Annotated in this window: 14 protein-coding genes and 1 pseudogene; 6 read left to right on the top strand and 9 right to left on the bottom strand. The window is 42.3% G+C overall.

The window, feature by feature from the left end; genetic code table 11:
• Positions 1 to 24: 24 nt before the first annotated feature.
• Positions 25 to 1,692 (bottom strand): alpha/beta fold hydrolase, encoded by a 1,668-nt coding sequence (locus BGP78_RS15665; RefSeq protein ID WP_119862255.1) that lies wholly within the window; start codon positions 1,690 to 1,692, stop codon positions 25 to 27.
• Positions 1,693 to 1,839: 147 nt separating this feature from the next.
• Positions 1,840 to 2,481, bottom strand: a pseudogene (locus tag BGP78_RS15660) (MBL fold metallo-hydrolase); the annotation flags it as partial.
• 20 nt (positions 2,482 to 2,501) lie between these two features.
• Between BGP78_RS15660 and BGP78_RS15655 the strand changes: the two are divergent.
• Together BGP78_RS15655 and BGP78_RS22960 are read left to right on the top strand one after the other, a co-directional pair.
• Entirely contained in the window at positions 2,502 to 2,744 is a 243-nt protein-coding gene (locus BGP78_RS15655; protein ID WP_259386341.1) for a TetR/AcrR family transcriptional regulator, read from the top strand.
• Positions 2,663 to 2,857 (top strand): TetR/AcrR family transcriptional regulator C-terminal domain-containing protein, encoded by a 195-nt coding sequence (locus tag BGP78_RS22960; RefSeq protein ID WP_310732137.1) that lies wholly within the window; start codon positions 2,663 to 2,665, stop codon positions 2,855 to 2,857. Before BGP78_RS15655 ends, BGP78_RS22960 begins: the two co-directional genes overlap by 82 nt.
• 252 nt (positions 2,858 to 3,109) lie before the next feature.
• Here the strand turns inward: BGP78_RS22960 and BGP78_RS15645 are convergent, their stop codons facing one another.
• Positions 3,110 to 5,797, bottom strand: coding sequence for an Ig-like domain-containing protein (locus BGP78_RS15645; RefSeq protein WP_119862253.1), 2,688 nt, complete (start codon positions 5,795 to 5,797; stop codon positions 3,110 to 3,112).
• A 517-nt stretch (positions 5,798 to 6,314) separates the two neighbouring features.
• On the opposite strand from BGP78_RS15645, the gene BGP78_RS22955 reads away from it, so the two are divergent.
• On the top strand, positions 6,315 to 6,437 hold the full coding sequence (locus tag BGP78_RS22955) for a hypothetical protein (RefSeq protein WP_259386339.1): 123 nt from the start codon (positions 6,315 to 6,317) through the stop codon (positions 6,435 to 6,437).
• Positions 6,438 to 6,748: 311 nt separating this feature from the next.
• On the opposite strand, the gene BGP78_RS15640 is transcribed toward BGP78_RS22955, so the two are convergent.
• The 4 genes from BGP78_RS15640 to BGP78_RS15625 all read right to left on the bottom strand — a co-directional run bounded on the left by BGP78_RS15640 (position 6,749) and on the right by BGP78_RS15625 (position 11,804).
• Positions 6,749 to 7,861: an RNA polymerase sigma factor gene (locus tag BGP78_RS15640; protein ID WP_119862252.1), complete on the bottom strand. Its 1,113-nt coding sequence runs from the start codon at positions 7,859 to 7,861 to the stop codon at positions 6,749 to 6,751.
• Positions 7,862 to 8,036: 175 nt separating this feature from the next.
• A complete protein-coding gene (locus BGP78_RS15635; protein WP_119862251.1) occupies positions 8,037 to 9,044 on the bottom strand; it encodes a hypothetical protein in 1,008 nt (335 codons plus the stop codon).
• A 166-nt stretch (positions 9,045 to 9,210) separates the two neighbouring features.
• Positions 9,211 to 10,056: an HDOD domain-containing protein gene (locus BGP78_RS15630; protein WP_119862250.1), complete on the bottom strand. Its 846-nt coding sequence runs from the start codon at positions 10,054 to 10,056 to the stop codon at positions 9,211 to 9,213.
• A 227-nt stretch (positions 10,057 to 10,283) separates the two neighbouring features.
• Entirely contained in the window at positions 10,284 to 11,804 is a 1,521-nt protein-coding gene (locus BGP78_RS15625; RefSeq protein ID WP_119862249.1) for a CYTH domain-containing protein, read from the bottom strand.
• A 164-nt stretch (positions 11,805 to 11,968) separates the two neighbouring features.
• On the opposite strand from BGP78_RS15625, the gene BGP78_RS15620 reads away from it, so the two are divergent.
• Positions 11,969 to 12,604 (top strand): TIGR04211 family SH3 domain-containing protein, encoded by a 636-nt coding sequence (locus BGP78_RS15620; RefSeq protein ID WP_119862248.1) that lies wholly within the window; start codon positions 11,969 to 11,971, stop codon positions 12,602 to 12,604.
• Positions 12,605 to 12,747: 143 nt separating this feature from the next.
• On the opposite strand, the gene BGP78_RS15615 is transcribed toward BGP78_RS15620, so the two are convergent.
• Positions 12,748 to 13,227 (bottom strand): winged helix-turn-helix transcriptional regulator, encoded by a 480-nt coding sequence (locus BGP78_RS15615; protein ID WP_119862247.1) that lies wholly within the window; start codon positions 13,225 to 13,227, stop codon positions 12,748 to 12,750.
• A gap of 313 nt (positions 13,228 to 13,540) precedes the next feature.
• On the opposite strand from BGP78_RS15615, the gene putA reads away from it, so the two are divergent.
• Positions 13,541 to 17,344: a bifunctional proline dehydrogenase/L-glutamate gamma-semialdehyde dehydrogenase PutA gene (gene putA, locus BGP78_RS15610; protein WP_119862246.1), complete on the top strand. Its 3,804-nt coding sequence runs from the start codon at positions 13,541 to 13,543 to the stop codon at positions 17,342 to 17,344.
• Positions 17,345 to 17,505: 161 nt separating this feature from the next.
• Positions 17,506 to 18,705, top strand: a complete 1,200-nt coding sequence (locus tag BGP78_RS15605) for an HD-GYP domain-containing protein (RefSeq protein ID WP_119862245.1) — start codon at positions 17,506 to 17,508, stop codon at positions 18,703 to 18,705.
• 24 nt (positions 18,706 to 18,729) lie between these two features.
• On the opposite strand, the gene BGP78_RS15600 is transcribed toward BGP78_RS15605, so the two are convergent.
• Positions 18,730 to 19,812 (bottom strand): general secretion pathway protein GspB, encoded by a 1,083-nt coding sequence (locus BGP78_RS15600; RefSeq protein WP_259386338.1) that lies wholly within the window; start codon positions 19,810 to 19,812, stop codon positions 18,730 to 18,732.
• Positions 19,813 to 19,817 lie beyond the last annotated feature (5 nt).

Here is a 19,817-nt window from a genome sequence, read left to right as displayed (position 1 = left end):
TCAGCGAAACCTGCTACGACGCTATTATCGTGTAAAGGGAATTGTTAGCTCAGATTCTCTGCCATTGCCGTATTCAATATCAATGTAATACGCCCGACTGTTTGGCTTTTTATATTGTGGATCTTGTGTATCAAGCGCCAGTACAACGCGATGGCCTTGAGGGACATCATAAGCGGTGGTCGCCATTTCTATATCTAGTTTAATAACTTCACCCGCCTCAGCTTTTGGGAGTGTATACACACCATGAGTAATAAGCTTCGCCGTGCCAAGTACATTCATATCATATAAGTAAGCAACTATCTGAGCCTGCTCTGCATGCGGCTGTACATATAAACTCACTGAGGGATTGCCTCTTATTTTCATCTTGGTCACTGCTTTTGGCGATTGATAATAAATTCCACGTATATTTGAAGCCGCATATATGTGACTGTATACAGGAACCTCCAGCTGCTCCAATAACTGCGAGAGTACAGGGATGCTGGTGGTAAATAAGGTGCCAGCCCAAGCATTTAAGGTATTGTCTTTACTCTGTGATACGCCATACGGCGTTACCTCTAAATCCCCATTATCAAACCATGTTCTTGGGTGTAAGAAATATCGCTGTGTTGCAATTTTAGTGTCCGATAATGAAGTAAACTGGTCAGTACCATCACTAAACTTTACTTTCATATTGATGGGTTTATCACTGGGTAACCTATTTGGCTGTTGCTTTAAGTGTAAATCAAACCAGTGGTATACATTTTCCCATACAAGATTCTCTCCGATCCCCAATAGATCAGGTAAAACCTCAGCAGTACCATGGGTGCCTGGCAGCAAATCGATGTATTTCGGGGTGGTTAATTGCTCAAATAGGGTCATTAAACTATTCGGCTGAAATAAATTATCACCATAGCTTTTCGCTAAATAGATGGCTGTGCCATTGGCATTTAACTTATCAATATATTCTGAGGGAGAGCGCACTAACGCCCAGTCAATGACCTCCGGTAATGTACTTTCATCGTGAGACTTTATTGCCTCCCAGTAACGTGGCACATTCACATCAAGATTACCGGTTAATTGACCAGACAACGTTAATATCTCGCCCCAAGCAAGTCGCGGCGACTGGTTGCCATACAGTGAATCAACCAGACTGCCCCAGCTACTTAACGCAGCCACAGCTTTTACCCGGCTGTCTTGTGCCGCTCCAATTAAACTAATGCCTGAACCATACGATATGCCGCCCGTCCCAATCGCATTTACATCTACGGGATAGTTATCAATTAGAAAGTCTATGACCTTGCGGTAATCAGCAATATCGTTAGGCCCAGCGGTATCAACCACCCCTTCAGAGCCACCAAAGCCTCGCGTTGCATAGCTCAGTACAATATACCCACGTTCAGCCAAATAAGCGGCTTGCTTAATATACTGGTACTCATTAAGTGCCCAGCTATTAATAAATATCACCGCAGGGGCTTTTTCATCTAATTGCGTCGGGACAAATATATTTGCTTTTAGATTTAATCCATCTTCTGTTGTGATCTCAATAGAATCGTCAATGGTAAAGTGTTCTGAGCGAGGAAGGAGCAACTCCTGCGGCTTACTCAGCCAATCAAGTATAGGCAAATGTGACGCTGCATTGGCATGAAGGCTTATAAGCAGCGTGCTAAATAGAGCCACCCATAATACCGTAAATATTCGAGTCATTATTTTCATTATGTGTCCTTAACTGTTGTCATTTAATTGCATCTAGTGCAAAAACACCACTAGTTACAATTTATTTACTTTAGTCGGACATACTGAAGTTGCAAACTTTCTGATAACTCTTGTGCTTGGGCAACGGCCTTTTGTTGTGCAAAATGCCTACAAAGTTCGCCACCAGCGAGTGCTTTGCTGTTCACAATCCCCTACGGTGATCACCGCACCTATAATCGGTGTATTTAGTACAACTGACTGTTTGTCCGCGGCACTCAGCGCTCGCTCTAATGGCTCGTACCACGCGTGAAACGCCAAATCGAAGGTACCATTGTGAATGGGGATCATCACCTTTCCTTGCAAATCAATGTGTGCTTGTACTGATTGCTCTGGAGTCATATGTACATCGGCCCAATTTTTATCATAAGCACCGGTTTCTATGAGGGTATAATCAAAAGGCCCATATTTATCACCGATGCTTTTAAACCCTGAAAAGTATCAAGAATCGCCGCTAAAATAGAGACTTTCATCGTTCGTTTTAATCACCCACGAGCCCCATAGCGTGGTATTGGCATCGCTTAGGCCGCGTCCTGAAAAATGCTGCGTTGGCGTGAATGCCACTAAGACCTCTTCAGTATTTAGCTCTTGCCACCAGTCAAATGACGTGATTTTTTGCTTATCAATGCCCCATGCAACTAAGTCACCTTCTACCCCTAACGGTACCAAGAACTGAGCGGTTTTATATGCCAGCGCACGAACCGCCTTGTCTAAGTGGTCATAATGATTATGCGAAATGATGACTTTATCAATACGGACTAGACCAAACGAGTATGGATACAGTGTCGCGTCATGCAGGGGGATCTAAGCGCACCGTCTATGATCATTTTGCCTCAAAAAAGGTACTGTTTCATGCGATTTTAGAAAGAATGTTTAAAAAGGTCTGCAATGTCAGTACTATAGAGTTTGACAGTACTCGCCCGATACAAGCCCAATTAACCGACATTGCCACGCAAGAAGTGGCCTCAAAATCACAGATGCTGACTACGCAGCAAAGCAATTTGTATATCAATTAAAATCATTCACTTTTTATCCACTACTTTATGGCTTTGAAGAGGTCAGTGACACGGCAATGAACCGAGCAATTGAAGAAACGGTGATGATGTTCGTTGCACGGTATCAGCCTTAAAAATAACAAGTAAGCGCTAACTTTAGCCTCTAACAACTTGCTTTTTAATGAGTTCTATTACCCGTTAATATAGTAAAATAGTAAAACAGTAAAACAGTAAAACAGTAAAACAATAAGCTAGGCTCGATTTTATTTTTTGACAATAGTGTCAAAAAAGGCATTGATTGGCCTGCCAGCAAAGTCAGTGGCAAGCCAAAATAAAAGCGTAATTCAGACCTCGGCTTTAAGCCTGAATTACTACTCAACATTAAATTAAAGTGTATAGCGTCGTTGCATACCAACGAGCAACAATCCAACTAAATAAAACCAGCTTACCGTGCCGCCGCTACTGTCATTACTGTTACCCGTTGCAATTGGCGTGGTTGCAACTGGCTGAGTGGAAATAGTCACATTGACTTTTTTCCTTGCCGTCACCCCTACTGCATCAGATACCATCACAACAAAGCTATCTGTACCTGCGGTGCTGGTGTTAGGTGCATATGTTACAACACCCTGGCTATCAACATCGGCACTACCTAGCGTAGCTTGATCGGTAATTTCAAAGGTTAACTTATCACCATCAACATCTGTCACATCAAGTGCAACACGCTTCGTTTGGCCTAATCCAACTAACAGAGTGACAGGTTGGTCATTAAATAAAGGTGCATCATTGATGGGCTTTATATTGATTGTTAAGTTAAATTCACTCGCGCCACCGTGAGCATCCGTTACCAATAGCTTCGCGGTATCGGTACCATTGGCGTTACCCGCTCCTACATAGCTTAAACTGATATTGTCTTGAATTGTAACAGTACCCTTTGTTGGCTCATCAAGAATACTAAACGTGACACTATCGTTTTCATTATCTGATGGCGAAAGGGCGGTCATCGTTTGACCATCCTCATCTAAATTCAGCGTCAAATCACCTTGTTGTGGCGCAAAATTTATGCAAGAGCGTTGTAAACGCCCTGCGCTATTCATAGGTACCGTAAACAAATCATTCTCAAAACCGGCGCCAATACCATTGGTACTGATATCTAAATTCTCATCAACCATCGCGGGCTTTTCAGGTACAGAAATATCGAGTAAAGCCCCTTGAGAGCCGATTGCTATCAAGTAATTGCCATCAATATGTAATGTGGCAGTGGCAGTACTGCGACCCACTTCAACACTTGGTAATTCCACGGGCTCAGCCGGATTACTTATGTTGTAAGGCGTGATTGCAAAGCGCCCATTCTCAAGAGCTACTGGAATATAAAGATAATTATCTTTAACAGCAACATTGCTATATATTGCATAATTACGCTTAATGCGGGTGAGCTCAGTTACGTTTGATAAATCTGACGTATCATACACAGCAACCTCACTAGGGTATCCCATAGGTACAAATAGCACATGCTCAGACGCGACCATTCCCACTTTATCAGTGTAAGAGCCTAATGGACTTGTTATGGTCGACATTATATTTTTTGACTCATCAATGAAGCTTAACTGACCAAACGCTACAGCTGCATAGCCATTTTTAAGTTTGATAATCTGGCCATCGCTGCCCTGACTACCCAAACTGCCATGACGTGTGCCGACATTGATATTGTTTTTTAAATTCTCAACCAAATGAGACTCTAATTGAGCACTATCATTAATAACCATTTCATCCCCCTCCCATACAACGCCTTGTACGCTATATCCACCATGGTACGTTGTATTAAGCGACGCAGGGTCGGTATCGCCCATACCCCAAAAATACAAATTATGATTAAAGGTAGCGACTGCAAGCTCATTGCCATGCATTGCAATGTCCCCTATAACACCCGATTGAGAGAAGCTGTGTAAATTGGTTAGCGTTGTGTTATCTTCAATTTTTAAAGCTGAAATGCCTTCAGAGCCCTGTGTAATAAATAATGTATCATCAGCAATGAGCATATCACGGTTGAATCCATAATCTGATGGTGTTAACGAAAACCTATGCGAAATCGTTTTGTCATGGCCTATTTGAAAAACATCCACGTCTCCAAAAGTGTCTAAACCAAAAATTAAGTTTCCTTTTACTTCAAGGGCGTTATACCAAGAGTTACTTTCATGTTCAAAGATAACTTGTAACGCATCGCCTTTCAGTTGTGCTACCTGAAACCCCCAATTTTCATATGATAATAACCACAAATCTCCAGACATTTTAGAAACGTAATACTTCGACTTTGCGTTTTTAAGTGTCAGCTCGACGACCGCTTGCGGTGAGCCATCATCTGCCAACGGCAGCTTATAAAGCCCTGCTGGGGTATCATCTTGATTACTTGTAAGGTATAAGGCGTGATTGTCGTAAGAGACACTGAAGTGAACACGGTAATCTGGTTCATTGGGTCTAATACCAAAATTGACTGCGCTGTTGTGTTTTATTGCGCCATTATCTTCAATATTAAAGTGGATTACTGACATTCCACTTTTGGGGTCCACTGAACTCCAGTCACCACTCACAACATACAAGTTACCGCTATTACCAGAAACAAGCTGAGCCATAGGATTAGAAATGCCAACCCTGAGTTCGCTCACAATGGTCAGCTTTTCATTCGTCAATGTTGCTGAAGTGAGATAATTGCCGAAGGCACTTTCAGCTAGTATCACCCAATACCCATTAACATAACTTAAGCCGAGAATACTCCAATAGGGTAAGTCATCTTTTGGGCTAATTAATGGCGCTTGGCTGAGAAGGTCAAACCCTTTGTCGCTATACCGCAACACATCAATAGTGCCACTTTTATCGCCGCTGCCTACGCCTGTAAGCCCAGATACGAGCAACACACCATCGTGGTAAGCCATTTTATTGTAAGGATCTGAACCAAAGGTCTCTTTTAGTATTAATGAAGCCGCCTTTTCTTGTGCATTGCCCGCAAACGCGGTTAAAAATAGTGTGGTTATTAAGAACGTATTTCTCATTATTAAAGAAATACTTTTGTATATACTCATGAGTTTTCCATGTGTTTATCATCATTGCATCCAATCAGGTATTTCCTAAACTACAACTCAGTAAAGTCTGTAGTCTGTTAGTCATGTATGTTACCTGAGGTAAGAGCGCGAAATTATAATCAACTGCTAACTTTGTTTCAATAAACTCAACAAAAATTCAAAGCGCGCTCTGATCTCAGATAATAAATACCGCACATCTAACCCGTCCAAAAAAGCAACCAGCCGCAAAAATGATGCGCTCCTTTTATCAAATAAAAAGTATCAAATGACCGATTCAATTACACCAAAACGACTTGTAGCTCACATCAAAAATCCACATTATATTGCAGCCGCTTGTAACTCTCACGTTAAAGCCATATGGATGTGTAAAATAACGGTAAAATCACTTCAATCTGGACTATCCCAGATTGTCATTTTTATTTATTAACGTGGTTATGCTCTTTTAATAACCAAGTTAATATTATGAACAAGAGGGTCACTGAGGTCGTCTGGGACTTTACAATCAAATAAAGCGTTAGTGCCTGAAACCACCAGTTATGCGGTCATACATTTAACGGGGACTCGTCATAGCGGAACAGACAATGATAGCTATTTCGATGAAGTATTTTTAGACATTGAAGTGGCCAGTGGCTGTGAGTAACTTAGCCAGGTAAGCGTATCTTAATCAGTAACGCATAAGAAGTAAGCGCTTATAAATATTGAAACAATGAGCACATGCTATCAGTGATAACTATACTACGTGCTCATGTTATTTTATATCTAGCGCGTTTTATTTCTAGAACACTCTATATCTGTGTATGCAAATTTAAAGTCTTAGGCCTTTATTATCAGTGCCTAAAAAACAAAACTATCAACTTGGTTAATGCGCCTTATCTCTCACTATCGTTAATTTGTTCTGAAGGTTAACCCAACGCCATAACACTATCCAGCCTGCTACCACATCGCATTCTTTTACATTAAATAAGCTAAGCGGCCACTGTTTTCAAGACCAAAATACAGTCCTGTGCCGCCCCCTATAACCCCAAAGATAAGGCCTAATAACCCTCCAATATACTGCACTCTTTGCTGGGTTTTAGTGGCACCCGCACACAGCTTGTGGGTAATCTTGTTAAGATGCAATGTGCTCCAAACTAGCCAACCCACGATGACCATAAAACCCAATACAGGAATTAGCCAACCTTGTGTCAGCCCGTAACCTAGGCTCATGACGCCAGCCCCGATACCAACCGCTATAAAATTATGATTTCTTATTTGTGTTACTACTTGCCTATCGCGTTCATTATCTAACTTATTTGAAATTAAGCGGGTACTCAACCAGATTGCAAGCATCGCAATCATGCCGCCAATACCTGCCCCACCTAACATCATGAACAACTTACTGTACCAAGGTGTTGGCGCAGCGGCTGCACCAATCGACGCCGCAACTGGGGTTGATGATATGCTTATAGTGACAAGACTCGCCAGCTCTATTGGCGCATTGGCGAGAATAACACGGCCATAGTCATTTAATATTTGTGACTTAATTTTTTCTCGGACTCTCTGTAAGCGCTTTCTAACTGTGGCTGGTGCTAGGTCGAGTAAGTGTGCTACAGCTTCACAACTTTGTTCTTCTCTATAGTACAGTAGCGTGATCTCTCGAGATTCGTCTGGGAGTTGCTCAATCAAATGTGCGATGAGTTGGCTTTGTTCAGCCTGTTGCAGCGTAGTTTCTAAATCACTTCCTTCGCAAGCTAACTTTGCCAGCAATCTTTCGGCAGACTCTGCATCTATATCAGCGTTTACAGTATTACGACGCAAACTATTCATTGCCGTATAACGGGTGATTTGTCGCACCCAAGGTAAAAAGCTGCTCGCTTCCTTAAGTTGCTTTATATCAGTCCATACTTTTATATATACCTTTTGGACTACATCTTTAGCGGCATCAATATCGCGGACAACTCCTAAGGCAATACACTCGACGACATTGCTTGAATGCTTTACTAAAGATGTAAAAGCATCGACATTGCCCGTTTGTGCCAGTCGTACTTGGATTTTTAATTCAGTTTCATTGAGCGTGCTAGTCATGTTTCTCTCTCATTAAATTAAGCGTACTTATAAGACACAACCCAAGCACGCAGTGTGACTATTCAACTCTTATTGTTATTAATTTATATTTTATGGAGGAAAAGATTGCAATGCTACGCACTTCATTAAACCCTAACCAACTCTAGCACCAGCTAGGGTTTATAAACTTCAAAGCTTATGGCTCATTACCATCTTGCCCTGCCCATGACCAAGACGGGTACAAAGTCCCGTTTACGGTGGCATTATTACCGATCAAAATAGACTGTGGTTTATCGACGCTCACCCAGTTACTGGCTGTGGAATGCTCTAGTTCAAACACTACATTACCATATAAAAAGTATGGCCCCGTAATAGATGAATTACGATAGGCAGCAAACAGGGTTTGCCCGCCCATCTGCAATTGGGCAACAGAGCTTTCACGGTTAACCTCTGCCGAAGCTTTGCCCCATATCATTAGAGACTCTATATGGGTTTTGTTATCTCCCAAAAAATACCCATTGCCCGACACCTGCACAGACTCGAATTGATTTTGGGCAACCGAACGCGCCATTGACGTGTCGAGCACATTGACAACGTGATCTTTATTTCCAGCGTTAAACTCCAAGACGGAGCTACCTGAAACCTCAAAACCTGAGCCTACACTGTCACTAATATATCCAGTACTATTGTCGGTAATAACAAATGGGTAGGGCAACTTTTCTGAGCTTGGTTGAACATTGCTGGCGACCCCCTTTAATGTCACAACACTACTTTGTGTGACGGTGATCGCACGGTAGTTTGGTTCAACCTCAATCGTAATATTATTCAGCTCAACTGTACTATTTACTACTTTTACAGCCTCCTTTGGCGCTTGATCATGTAAGCTCGTAGAGTCTGTTAATAAACGAATTGATCCACTTTGCTGCGCATCGTTGCTAATTTCTATATCTCGTTTATGAATAACAATGGGGCCATGGCATTGCCCAGAAATCACGAACCTCGTTGTGCGTGTTGACCAACGGCTGTTGTAAATTGCTCGACTGAGTGCGGATGGATCTATGTGGCAACTCACAGGCGACGCCCAGAGTGATGTTGTGTTGGTAGGCTCACTGACCGGCGCTTTACTCTGTGCGACAGTATAGCCTGAACTTAAACTTGCGATGGCAAAGCATGTGGCTGCCCACTTACGTTGATGATGTGTCATTAAACTATCCTTTTAATGTTTACATGTTGTGTTTTTTACTTTTACCCAGTGCCAACTCCGATACAGCAAATATCAAAGGTCAGCGCTGACTAAAATAAAACATTAATGCTATTACTAAACAACCACAAAAAAATGTACAAAAAACAAACATGAAAAAACATCAAGTTTAATGAATGAAAAACTCCTCAACATCTTCTTTTATATCTGTGTACTCATCATCGCTCAGCTCAAGCGCTATCATCACATTGTCTCTAAATGCATGCCAATCCGCACATGAACGGAAATGTTTGGCTTCAAATGCTAAATTTTCAGCCAGTTTTAATGCTGCAAACGTCGCTTTGGTCACCGGGTCTAGGGTCCCATTTAAATACTCAGGGTCATGGTGACGTAAAATCATCTGGCAAATGGGCTTGGGTAAATGCCAAGACGTTGCTAAAAAATACCCCACAATAGTATGGTTCGCTGGATAAGCTTGTTCTTCATACATGACTAGAGTTTTTTCTGGCCGTTGTGTTGCCTTGGTTAGCAGCTCAGCATAGTTATCGTATTTCATCGCCATCGCCGGAATACCCGCATCATGGAATAGCCCTACGAGCTGTAAATTTTCAACCGGGATCGTTGGTTTGACTTGCCGACCAATCAGCATCGCTATTTGCGACAGATCTGAGGCATTGTCCCAAAACCGTTCAAGCGAAATACCACAATCACTTTGGTTAAAGGCATTTTTCAATAGGTGGCCCGTTACAAGCTGAGTAATGCAATTAACCCCTAAAAACATCACCGCTTGCTTAATATCTGTCACAGTTCGAGACATACCATAGGCAGGTGAATTAATTACTTTCAGCACCGCAGCAGACGTTGCCACATCTTCCAAGATGATTTTTGCAATCGCCCCGAGCTCCGGCTCTTCTTGATTTAACTCAACTTGCAGCTTTTGTAGTATTTCAGGCTTGGCTGGCAAGCTAAACCCAGAACGTAGATCACTCAGTACTTTGTCGTCAATATCAATCATAATACCTAACTACGAGAGAGAAAGATTTATTGAGTGTAGTCGAACAATATTAGGCTGTCTTGGCGAATACGCGTTAAAACAACACGCAATCATTAGTGGAGGTGGCCGCTTGTGCTACGCATAACTTGGTGGTAACAGCCGTTTTTCAAACTGTGAACAAAGTTCACCGTGTGTCAGAAGAATAAAGCTTACTACCCGCATTGTGCCAATAATAAGCTTCATGATAGTCATCGCCAATAAGGCAGCCCATTCATAGAGGCATCACGACTTTGTTCCATAGCACTAACTAAGAAGTCTGCTTTTTTCTCTAACCATGATTGAATATCTCTCAAAGCATCACTGTCCTGACCTTGGCAAAGCTGCATTAAATATGACAAGGTATCGAGTTCGTATATGCCATAAACAATATCAATCCACGGCATCCTAAACTCTTGTCGTTCTTCTTTGTCATATAACTGGCCTAAACAATTACCGCTAAGTAAAGTATTTTCAAGCTGGTGGCGTAGTCGTAAATAATCGGTTTTAGTCAAAGCTTGATCTTCTGGAAGTTGCGCTTTTAAATTTCGCCAATCCGAGTCAAAAAAGCCTCTCGCAACATCACACACAGGTTGCTCTGCAGCATTCAGTGCTTTTTGATCCCAGTGCTGACGCCACTCTTTATCAACTAACCATCGAGTGAGCGTCAATATTAAGCGGTTGTAACGCGGACAATGAAATAAATCTTCAATGTCAGTTGCTGTCGGTTGAACATCTTTTAAATCACCAATCACTTGTGCAAGCTCTGGTGCACTGTTTATCTTTTTGTAATAAGCATGACGTTTTGACGTATAGGTTTTTAAATAAATGGCATTTTCGACCCAGACTAATTCATCTAATAGCCACTTAAATTCACTGCGTAGATGCTCAGTCGTGGTTTTATCCACGATGTCAGCAAACAGGCGAAACGTATGACGAATAAGCGTTATACCGTCGATAACTCGCTTCAGTGTTTTTAAACTCGGTTTATTGAAGTAGCATTGTTCATGCTTTTGTACAAACTGAATACCGTAATTGACTGCCGCAACTAACGCTTGCTCTTGCGTCGCACCGGCTTGTAGCGGCACAAAACCAATAAACTTATTCGGTTTTAGTGGTTTATCATCAGCTAAACGATAACCTCGAGCTGCTTTTGAGTACAGCCCCAATCGTAGCCCAGATACATTAATTAAATGATCCGCTAATAAAAACAAATCATCCCTAGTGCCTTCTACAAGCTCAATCTCAAGCTCAGATATGGGTTCTACTTTGCCTTGTGCAACCACTTCGCCTTTATCCAGTACTACTTCAATTTTACTGCCTTGCTCGGTTTCGATTAACCAAGTGCGACGAATAAAGTTCGTACTGAAGATCGGGAATAGATTTTCATTAATACTACTAACTTGCATAGCATGAGGCCATATTCCTTGTGCAAACGCCATCAAATCAGGTTTTACCGACTGAAGAGGAAGATTGTATTCTGGTCGTTGATGCAAGCCACCAACCACCTCACCTGCCAATTTTATGGTTTGTTCACAGTCATTGTCACAGCAACGCGTTCTAAGCCCAATATCAAGTGCACGTAGTTCTCTGTTTGGGGTGTCGTAATATGCGTTTTTTAAATTCCGAGCGGGCTGGTTACTAACTGTTTTTGCAAATTGAGTGATGAGTCCTGGAATAAGAGGAACTTCATTGTCTGAAAGTAAAAACTTTAGTTCTATTTCAGTGTCCATTATGGCAAGTTGTTACCTATCTAATTATCGAACGCCCAAAATATACAATGCACCTGCAGTTTGCAATCTTTTTGCCGTATGTTCGAGGAAGTTTTCGCTATCTCTTGCTATTGCACAATGAAATCCATACTATTTGAAAAAATTATTAAAACTTGGGTCGAGGGATGTTGAAACGAATTATATTACCCAGTGTATTTACGCTCATGTCACACTTTTCAGCAGCACAAGACACTGAGCAATTACAGCTGGCTACAGCACCAGTAACGGCGGATGAACAGACCACTGATGATTTAGGGTTTATTGTAGATAACCTCTTCATCTACGCGCATTCAGGTCCGGGGAAAAACTACCGTATTTTAGGGTCAATCGATGCGGGCACACAGATCCGTATAATCGCACAGCCGCAAAATGGTTATATTCAAATTATTGATGATAAAGAACGTGAAGTGTGGGTAGAAGAAAAGTTTATTTCAACACAAGCCGGGTTAAAACAACAGCTCACAGCAGCCAACGAAATGCTGGTTACTCTACAAAATGAGTTAGACAACACTCTAGGTCAATTACCGCAATTACAACAAAGTAATGACGACTTACAAGGCGAAAATACACTGTTGCAAAATAGCATTGCGGATTTGCAGTCTCAATTAGCCACACAACGCGAAGAAAGTGATGTTAAAAAGCAAGAAGAACAACACAAACTGCTTGCCTATGGTGGTGGGATTGCATTTGCAGGGTTGTTCTTGGGCATTATATTAACAATCTTTTTGTCTCGCCGTAAACGTTACGACGGCTGGGCTTAAATCGCCAGACTAAACAATAAAGGCTGAAATATTCAGCCTTTATTGTTTGTGAGCACTTTTATATAAGTACTTTTATATAAGTACTTGTATATGAGCGTTTTTAAATATGCGCCTTTTAGGGAGACTTTTTAAATGTCACCGATTTATAAAACGGTTAAACCACTGTCTATTTTTATGTGCTCAATAACCATATAAGTGTGATTCGTACTCACACCCGGCGTTTCAACAATCTTACCCAGCACTTCTCTATATTGCGCCATATCCGCAACCCGAATAGTCACCAAGTAATCAAACCCACCAGCAACCATATCGCAGCTAACAACTTGTGGTATTTTCACTATGTGTTCTCTAAATACAGAAAATACCGCTTCAGTAGAGCTTTTTAACGTAATTTCTACATGTGCGACCAACGCTTGACCTAGCTTCGCAGAGTTCAAACGGGCGGAATAGCCTTCAATATACCCCTCTGATTCGAGCTTTTTCACTCTATCTAAACACGGGCTTGGGCTCAAATTAACCTCTTTTGCCAAGTTCACATTCGAAATTCGACCATTCTTTTGCAACACGTCTAATATTGCTAAATCAATCCGATCCAATACGCGAGTTCTAGTAGAAGTTGTCATGCAGCATTTAATTCTGTTTCTGAGAGAGTTATCCCGCTAATTTACCGTATTTTCCCAAAATAAAACAGCATATACTGCTTATTCTCCGATAGAATGCCTGAAAAATTTGATACTAAACACAATGCATATTGACTAAAACTTACACACCTTCTAAGGGTGTGATAATGTTGAGCCAACACCTGCATTAATTAACTATGTTGTAATTAATTAGGCGCTGATAGCGCCACGATTTTGTCTGACCCAACTTACCCTATGTCTGGCCAAATACGTGTTAATTACTTGTGTTTTTGACTCCTTTTCCTGAGGGTTCCTTATGCTTTACAACGGTGATTTAATTACTAACTGTCCTATCAGACAAAAAATCCGTGACTTCTATCGTATTGATGAAGAGCAAGTGATCGACCATATTTTGCCGCTTGCTGAAGTAGGCGTTACGGCTCGAAGCCGTGCATGGGAACGCGCACGCCAAATCGTGGTAAATATTCGTAAAGACCAAGATGGTCAAAATGGCGTGGATGCACTTTTAAATGAATTCTCTCTTTCTTCCGAAGAAGGAGTGGTATTAATGTGTCTAGCCGAAGCATTGCTTCGTGTACCAGACAAAGAAACTCAAGATAACCTTATTCGTGACAAATTAGCGAATGGTGACTGGAGCTCTCATTTAGGAAGCAGTGACTCTTTATTTGTTAATGCATCAAGCTGGGGCCTACTCGTTACCGGTAAAATGGTTAACTACACAGATAAAAATAAAGATCAGCAGTTTGGTGTACTTAAAAAGACCATTGGCCGCTTAGGTGAGCCGGTGATCCGCAAGTCAGTGAACTTTGCCATGAAAATCATGGGTAAGCAGTTCGTTATGGGCCAAAACATCGACGAAGCCATTGAACGTGCTGCTGAAAAAGAGCAAAAAGGCTATGTATATTCTTACGATATGCTCGGCGAAGGCGCGCGTACCATGGAAGATGCACAGCGCTACTTTAATAGCTATATGAATGCGATCCATTCAATTGGTAAAGCTGCGAATGGCCGTGGCCCAATCAAAAGCCCAGGTATCTCTGTTAAGTTGTCGGCTATTCACCCACGCTATGAATTCAGTCACCGTGAACGCGTCCTAACTGAAATTGTACCTAAGCTAAAAGAGCTTGCGTTAGCTGCTAAAAAGTATGACATTGGTTTTACTGTCGATGCTGAAGAAGCTGACCGTTTAGACATCTCATTAGATGTAATCGAAGCGGTTTTCTCTGATGATGAACTAGGTGATTGGCAAGGGTTTGGTCTAGCAGTACAAGCCTACCAGAAACGTGCGATTTTCGTGGTTGAATGGCTGACTGATTTAGCCCGCCGTGTTGGTCGTAAATTAATGGTGCGTTTGGTAAAAGGCGCATACTGGGATACAGAAATTAAAACCACGCAACAAGATGGTTTAGATCACTTCCCTGTATTTACACGTAAAGCAACAACAGATGTATCATACAAAGCCTGTGCGATTAAGTTACTTGAAGCACGAGATGCATTATTTCCTCAGTTCGCAACACATAATGCTTACACTGCGGCGACCATTCTTGAAGTAGCAAAAGGCGATAACAAAGGCTTTGAGTTTCAACGCTTACACGGTATGGGCGAATCTTTATTCGATCAAATCGTAGAAAAAGACAATGTACAATGTCGTGTGTATGCACCTGTTGGTCAACATGAAGATTTATTGGCTTACTTAGTTCGACGCTTGCTTGAAAATGGGGCTAACTCGTCATTCGTAAATGCCATTGTTGATGTTACAAAGCCAGTTGAGTCTTTGTTACCTGATCCAGTTGAAACCCTACAAAGCTTACGCAATAAATTTAATACGCAAATTAAACTGCCAATTGAACTTTATGGTGCTGAGCGTGATAACTCAAAAGGCATGGATTTAACAGACATCAATGTTATTTCGCCATTAAAAGATAACCTAGACAAGTGGTTTGAAGATAACCGTATCACTGAAGCGGATGTTAAAGAAGGCTTTTTAGCGGTGCGCAACCCAGCAAATCATACTGAGGTTGTCGGTCAAGTTCCACTGCACCAAAGTGATGAAATGCAAGCTATGCTGGCTAACGCTGACACTGCATTTGCAAGTTGGTCTGAGACGCCAGTGTCTGAGCGCGCAGAACTATTACGCCGCATTGCCGACATACTAGAGCGCCATCATGATGAGCTCGTGGCAATTTGTATCAAAGAAGCCGGTAAAATTACCCAAGACAGCATTGATGAAGTACGTGAAGCCGTTGATTTCTGTCGTTACTATGCAGCGCGTGCTGAAGAGCTCTCTGAAGATGAGCGCTTTGAAGCCCGTGGGGTTATTTTATGTATTAGCCCTTGGAACTTCCCTCTAGCCATATTCCTAGGTCAAGTTGCTGCTGCGATTGTGACGGGTAATACTGTAATAGCGAAGCCTGCTGAGCAAACCAGTATGATCGCGCTACGTTGTATTGAGTTAATGCAAATTGTCGGGTTACCTGAACATGTTGTACAAGCGGTTGTCGCACGCGGTAGTGAGGTAGGTAAGCACATAGTCCCTGATGAGCGTATTCAAGCCGTGATGTTCACTGGTTCTACCGAAACAGGTACGTTAATTTCACAAATCCTTGCTGAACGAAATGACATTCAAGTTCCTCTGATAGCCGAAACCGGTGGTCAAAACTGTATGATCGTCGATTCAACGGCTTTACCAGAGCAAGTGGTTGATGATGTAATTTCATCTGGTTTCCAAAGTGCGGGACAACGCTGTTCGGCGCTGCGTGTTTTATTCTTACAAGAAGACGTGGCTGATGGCATTATCAAAATGCTTAAAGGCGCGCTACAAGAATTACATATTGGCGACCCAGCTCAGCTTGATACTGATGTTGGCCCAGTCATTGACGAAAAAGCACTGAACACGCTGACTGCACATGTTGAGTACTTAAAAGCCAATGGCAAGCTCTTATTTGAATCGCCTATTCCTGATAATTCAGAAAATGGTGCATTCTTCTTTGCCCCGCGTTTGTATGAAATTGCAGACCTATCAGTATTAAAACGTGAAGTGTTCGGTCCTGTTGTACACGTCATTCGCTATAAAGCCAGCGAGCTAGACAATGTTATCGATCAAATCAATAACACCGGTTATGGCTTAACAATGGGTGTTCATTCGCGTATTGAAGAGCGTTGTCGCTATTTAGCTAAAATGTCTAGAGCAGGTAATGTATACGTAAACCGCAATATGATTGGTGCGATTGTTGGCGTGCAACCTTTTGGTGGACGCGGCTTATCTGGAACAGGCCCGAAAGCGGGTGGACCAAACTACTTATATCGTTTGGTTAAAGAAAAAGCCTCTCCAGAAAACGTGCAAATGACTAACTTAACCGCAGATGAGTTAGAAACGCATAATTTCCCTGGTGCAACAGAGCAAGTTGATCGCTTAATGCGTAACTCAATGCGCGATGAGAAAATTTGGCGTGCGACCCCATTAAATGATCGAGTGTCAGCTGTTCGCCAACTACTGGCTAAAATAGCAACGGTTGAGATCATTGACGACTTAGCCGACGATTTAGCTAAAACATTGGCTGATGCACGTACCCAACTTAACCGTTTAGAAAAGCGCATGCGCAATCATACCACCTTACCGGGTCCGACAGGTGAGTCGAATACTTTGCACCTTGAAGCGCGCGGTTGTGTGGTGTGTTATGCCGATAAGAGTACTTCATTTAACTTCTGGGCTATTTCTATCATTACAGCGCTTGCGGCAGGTAATACCGTGATAACCGTGGCATCAGAGCTGTTTTATGAAGAAGCACAAGCATTTAGAAATAAGTTCATTTCTACTGGCATTGCAGAAGGTGTGTTTCAAGTTGCTAAACCAAACCAGTTACACGCGGTACTTACCCATCCGCATTTAGCAGGTGCGGTCGTTGCAGCACGTTCATCACGTTTAGGTTACTTCAGTCAGCAATTAGCTGCTCGTAGCGGTGCAATTTTGCCGGTGATCAGTGCAGAATACTATGACACCCTGATCAGCCGCCTCGTGACGGAGAAAACCATCAGTATTGATACAACGGCATCAGGTGGTAATACCTCACTGATGACCCTAGTTGAAGACGACGAATAAACCATTAAAAACATCATGGACATAAGCTACTTTTAGCTTATGTCCATTCCCACCTCACACTTCCTTTTGTTTACAACCAATAAAAAGCCACCCTTTATTACTACCTTTTTTGCAGTTCTTTGCTAGGCTTATAAGTCTTACTCTTGTATTTAGGGCTCAAGATGAAAATAATAAATATCAAGGACTTGAACCCAGGTATGTTTGTGGTTGGTGTAATTAAGCAAACTGGGCATATCAAAATCAAAAACCAAGGCTGGGTAAAAACACAAAAAAGCATCGACAGCTTAAAGGCTACTGGCGTACTTGAAGTAGAAATAGATCCCAGTAAAACCCTTCATGAAGAAGCTCATAGCGACACTCCTCCCTGCGACATGCCAGAAGCAGTCGATAGCGAAGTAAATCCATGGCACAAATCGACCAGTATTGACTCTGAGTTAACCCAAGCGGCTAAGCTGTATGACGAAGCCAAAGGTCTACAAAAAAAAGCCTTTAAAGATCTCCAATCAGGCAGCCCTATTGATATCTCCGCGTTCAAAGAAACCGCTCATGGGTTTATTGATTCGGTATTTCGTAATCAAGATGCACTGGCCTGTATTGCCCGCATAAGAGAAAAAGATACCTATCTATTAGAGCACTCCATTAATGTGTCGATTTTAATTAGTATTTTTGCCAAACATATGGGGTTCGAACGCTCGATCATAGAGCAAATGGCAACCGGGGCATTACTACATGATATCGGTAAAGTACATATTCCTGACACCATTTTACAAAAACCGGCCCAATTGAGTATCGAAGAATTTGAAGTCATGAAACAACATGCGAAATACAGTTATGATATCGTGATGGACGCACAACTGGGTAAAATCGCAACAGAGATTGCTGGCTATCATCACGAGCGCTTAGACGGTTCGGGCTACCCATTTGGCTACGAAGCCAAAGACCTATCACAATACGTGAGAATGGCCGCGATTGTAGATGTATATGACGCATTAACGGCTGAACGTGTATATAAGGTGGGCATGACCCCGGTTAAAGCGTTTCGCCTGCTAAGAGAGGGAACACCGCATCACTACGATACAGAGCTGCTCAATGTGTTTATTAATGCAATTGGCGTTTACCCTGTTGGTACACTGGTTAAACTGACCAGTCAAAGAGTCGGCATTGTCAGCGGGAGTAATCCAGACACCCCACTGCAACCCATTGTGAAAGTATTTTACCACGCCAAGCATATGCGCTACATCGAAGTAAAAGATGTTGATCTTGCTAATAAGCGGGTCAACGATGATTTAGAAGCGGCAATTAAGCCCGAAGAATTTAGTTTAGACCTCTTAAAATTCTTCCGTCATTCAATGCTGCCGTGAAGAGCGTAAGACTAACCCGCTATTTCACAGTGGCCAATCTTGCATCGCTTTTAATGTGAATTCATAACCATCAAAGTTAAACAACGCTTGCTCCGGCGTGATCTCCAACAACTGCAGCGCACCGATACTATCGCCTTCATACAATTCTCTGTTGTTAAGCTTTATCCAACGCTTGTCAGCCTCAGTTGCATAAATATGGGCTTGATAACGTAATCTCGGAATACTATTTTGCAAACCTGCTGGTAACAACTCTATTGGCGCCGCTTTTGCTGAGTCTTTACTTGTCGCTATCACCTCACCACTATTGTTGCCTTCAGTATCAGAAACAGCCTGTGCAAACGCCTCTTTGAGTTCATCTGATACATTATCGAGCTCAGGATCAGAGTAAGGCTTTATAGCGCTATTCCCGGTGTTTTCTGCTGCTTGATACTGGTTACTCCCATTTACGGTTGCCCTGCTTGGCTGAACTACACCCTGCTGAACTAAACCTTGCTGCACTAGGCCTTGCTGAACTAGTTGTGGCTGAACTACGTTAGGTTGCAATATCACACCCGATCGCACCACGTTGGGCTGTAAAGCAGTCGGATGTACCAAGCGAGGTTGTGTCAGCTGTTGGCTTGGCACTGCCATAGGGCTACCCAAATACTGGCCATTAACCGGCACCAAACGCTGCTCGTACACCGCTTGCCCAGAAACATCCACACCAATTTGTACTGATGCCCACTGATACTGAATAGGTTGCTGTCCTTGTGTCATGGGCTGATTAACGACACTCGCGGTGTTATTAACCGCACCTTGAACTGGATTGGGCGCAGCCATAGGATTACTGGTTGGCTCTGTTTTTTTAGGCGCGGTTGGTTGTGCTGAGGGAGCACTCTGTTCCGTCACAACTGTAGGCTGTTCACTATTATGCAGTGTTGATGTTTGTAAAAATTTGCCTGCCACAAATCCCGCCGCCATTGCACCACCAAAAAGCACAATACCACCAAGCCCAAAAGATAAACGGCGATAAAAGTTCAACTGCTTTTGATGTTGATAAGCTAAATGAGACTGTTCAGAACTCTCTGTTTTTTCTGATTGTTTTAAAGCATTAAATAAGTAAGACATTTTTA

Source organism: Pseudoalteromonas sp. MSK9-3 (genome assembly GCF_003590335.1).
In the GTDB taxonomy this organism is placed as follows: Bacteria; Pseudomonadota; Gammaproteobacteria; order Enterobacterales; family Alteromonadaceae; genus Pseudoalteromonas.
This window is presented reverse-complemented; position numbering and strand designations above follow the sequence as displayed.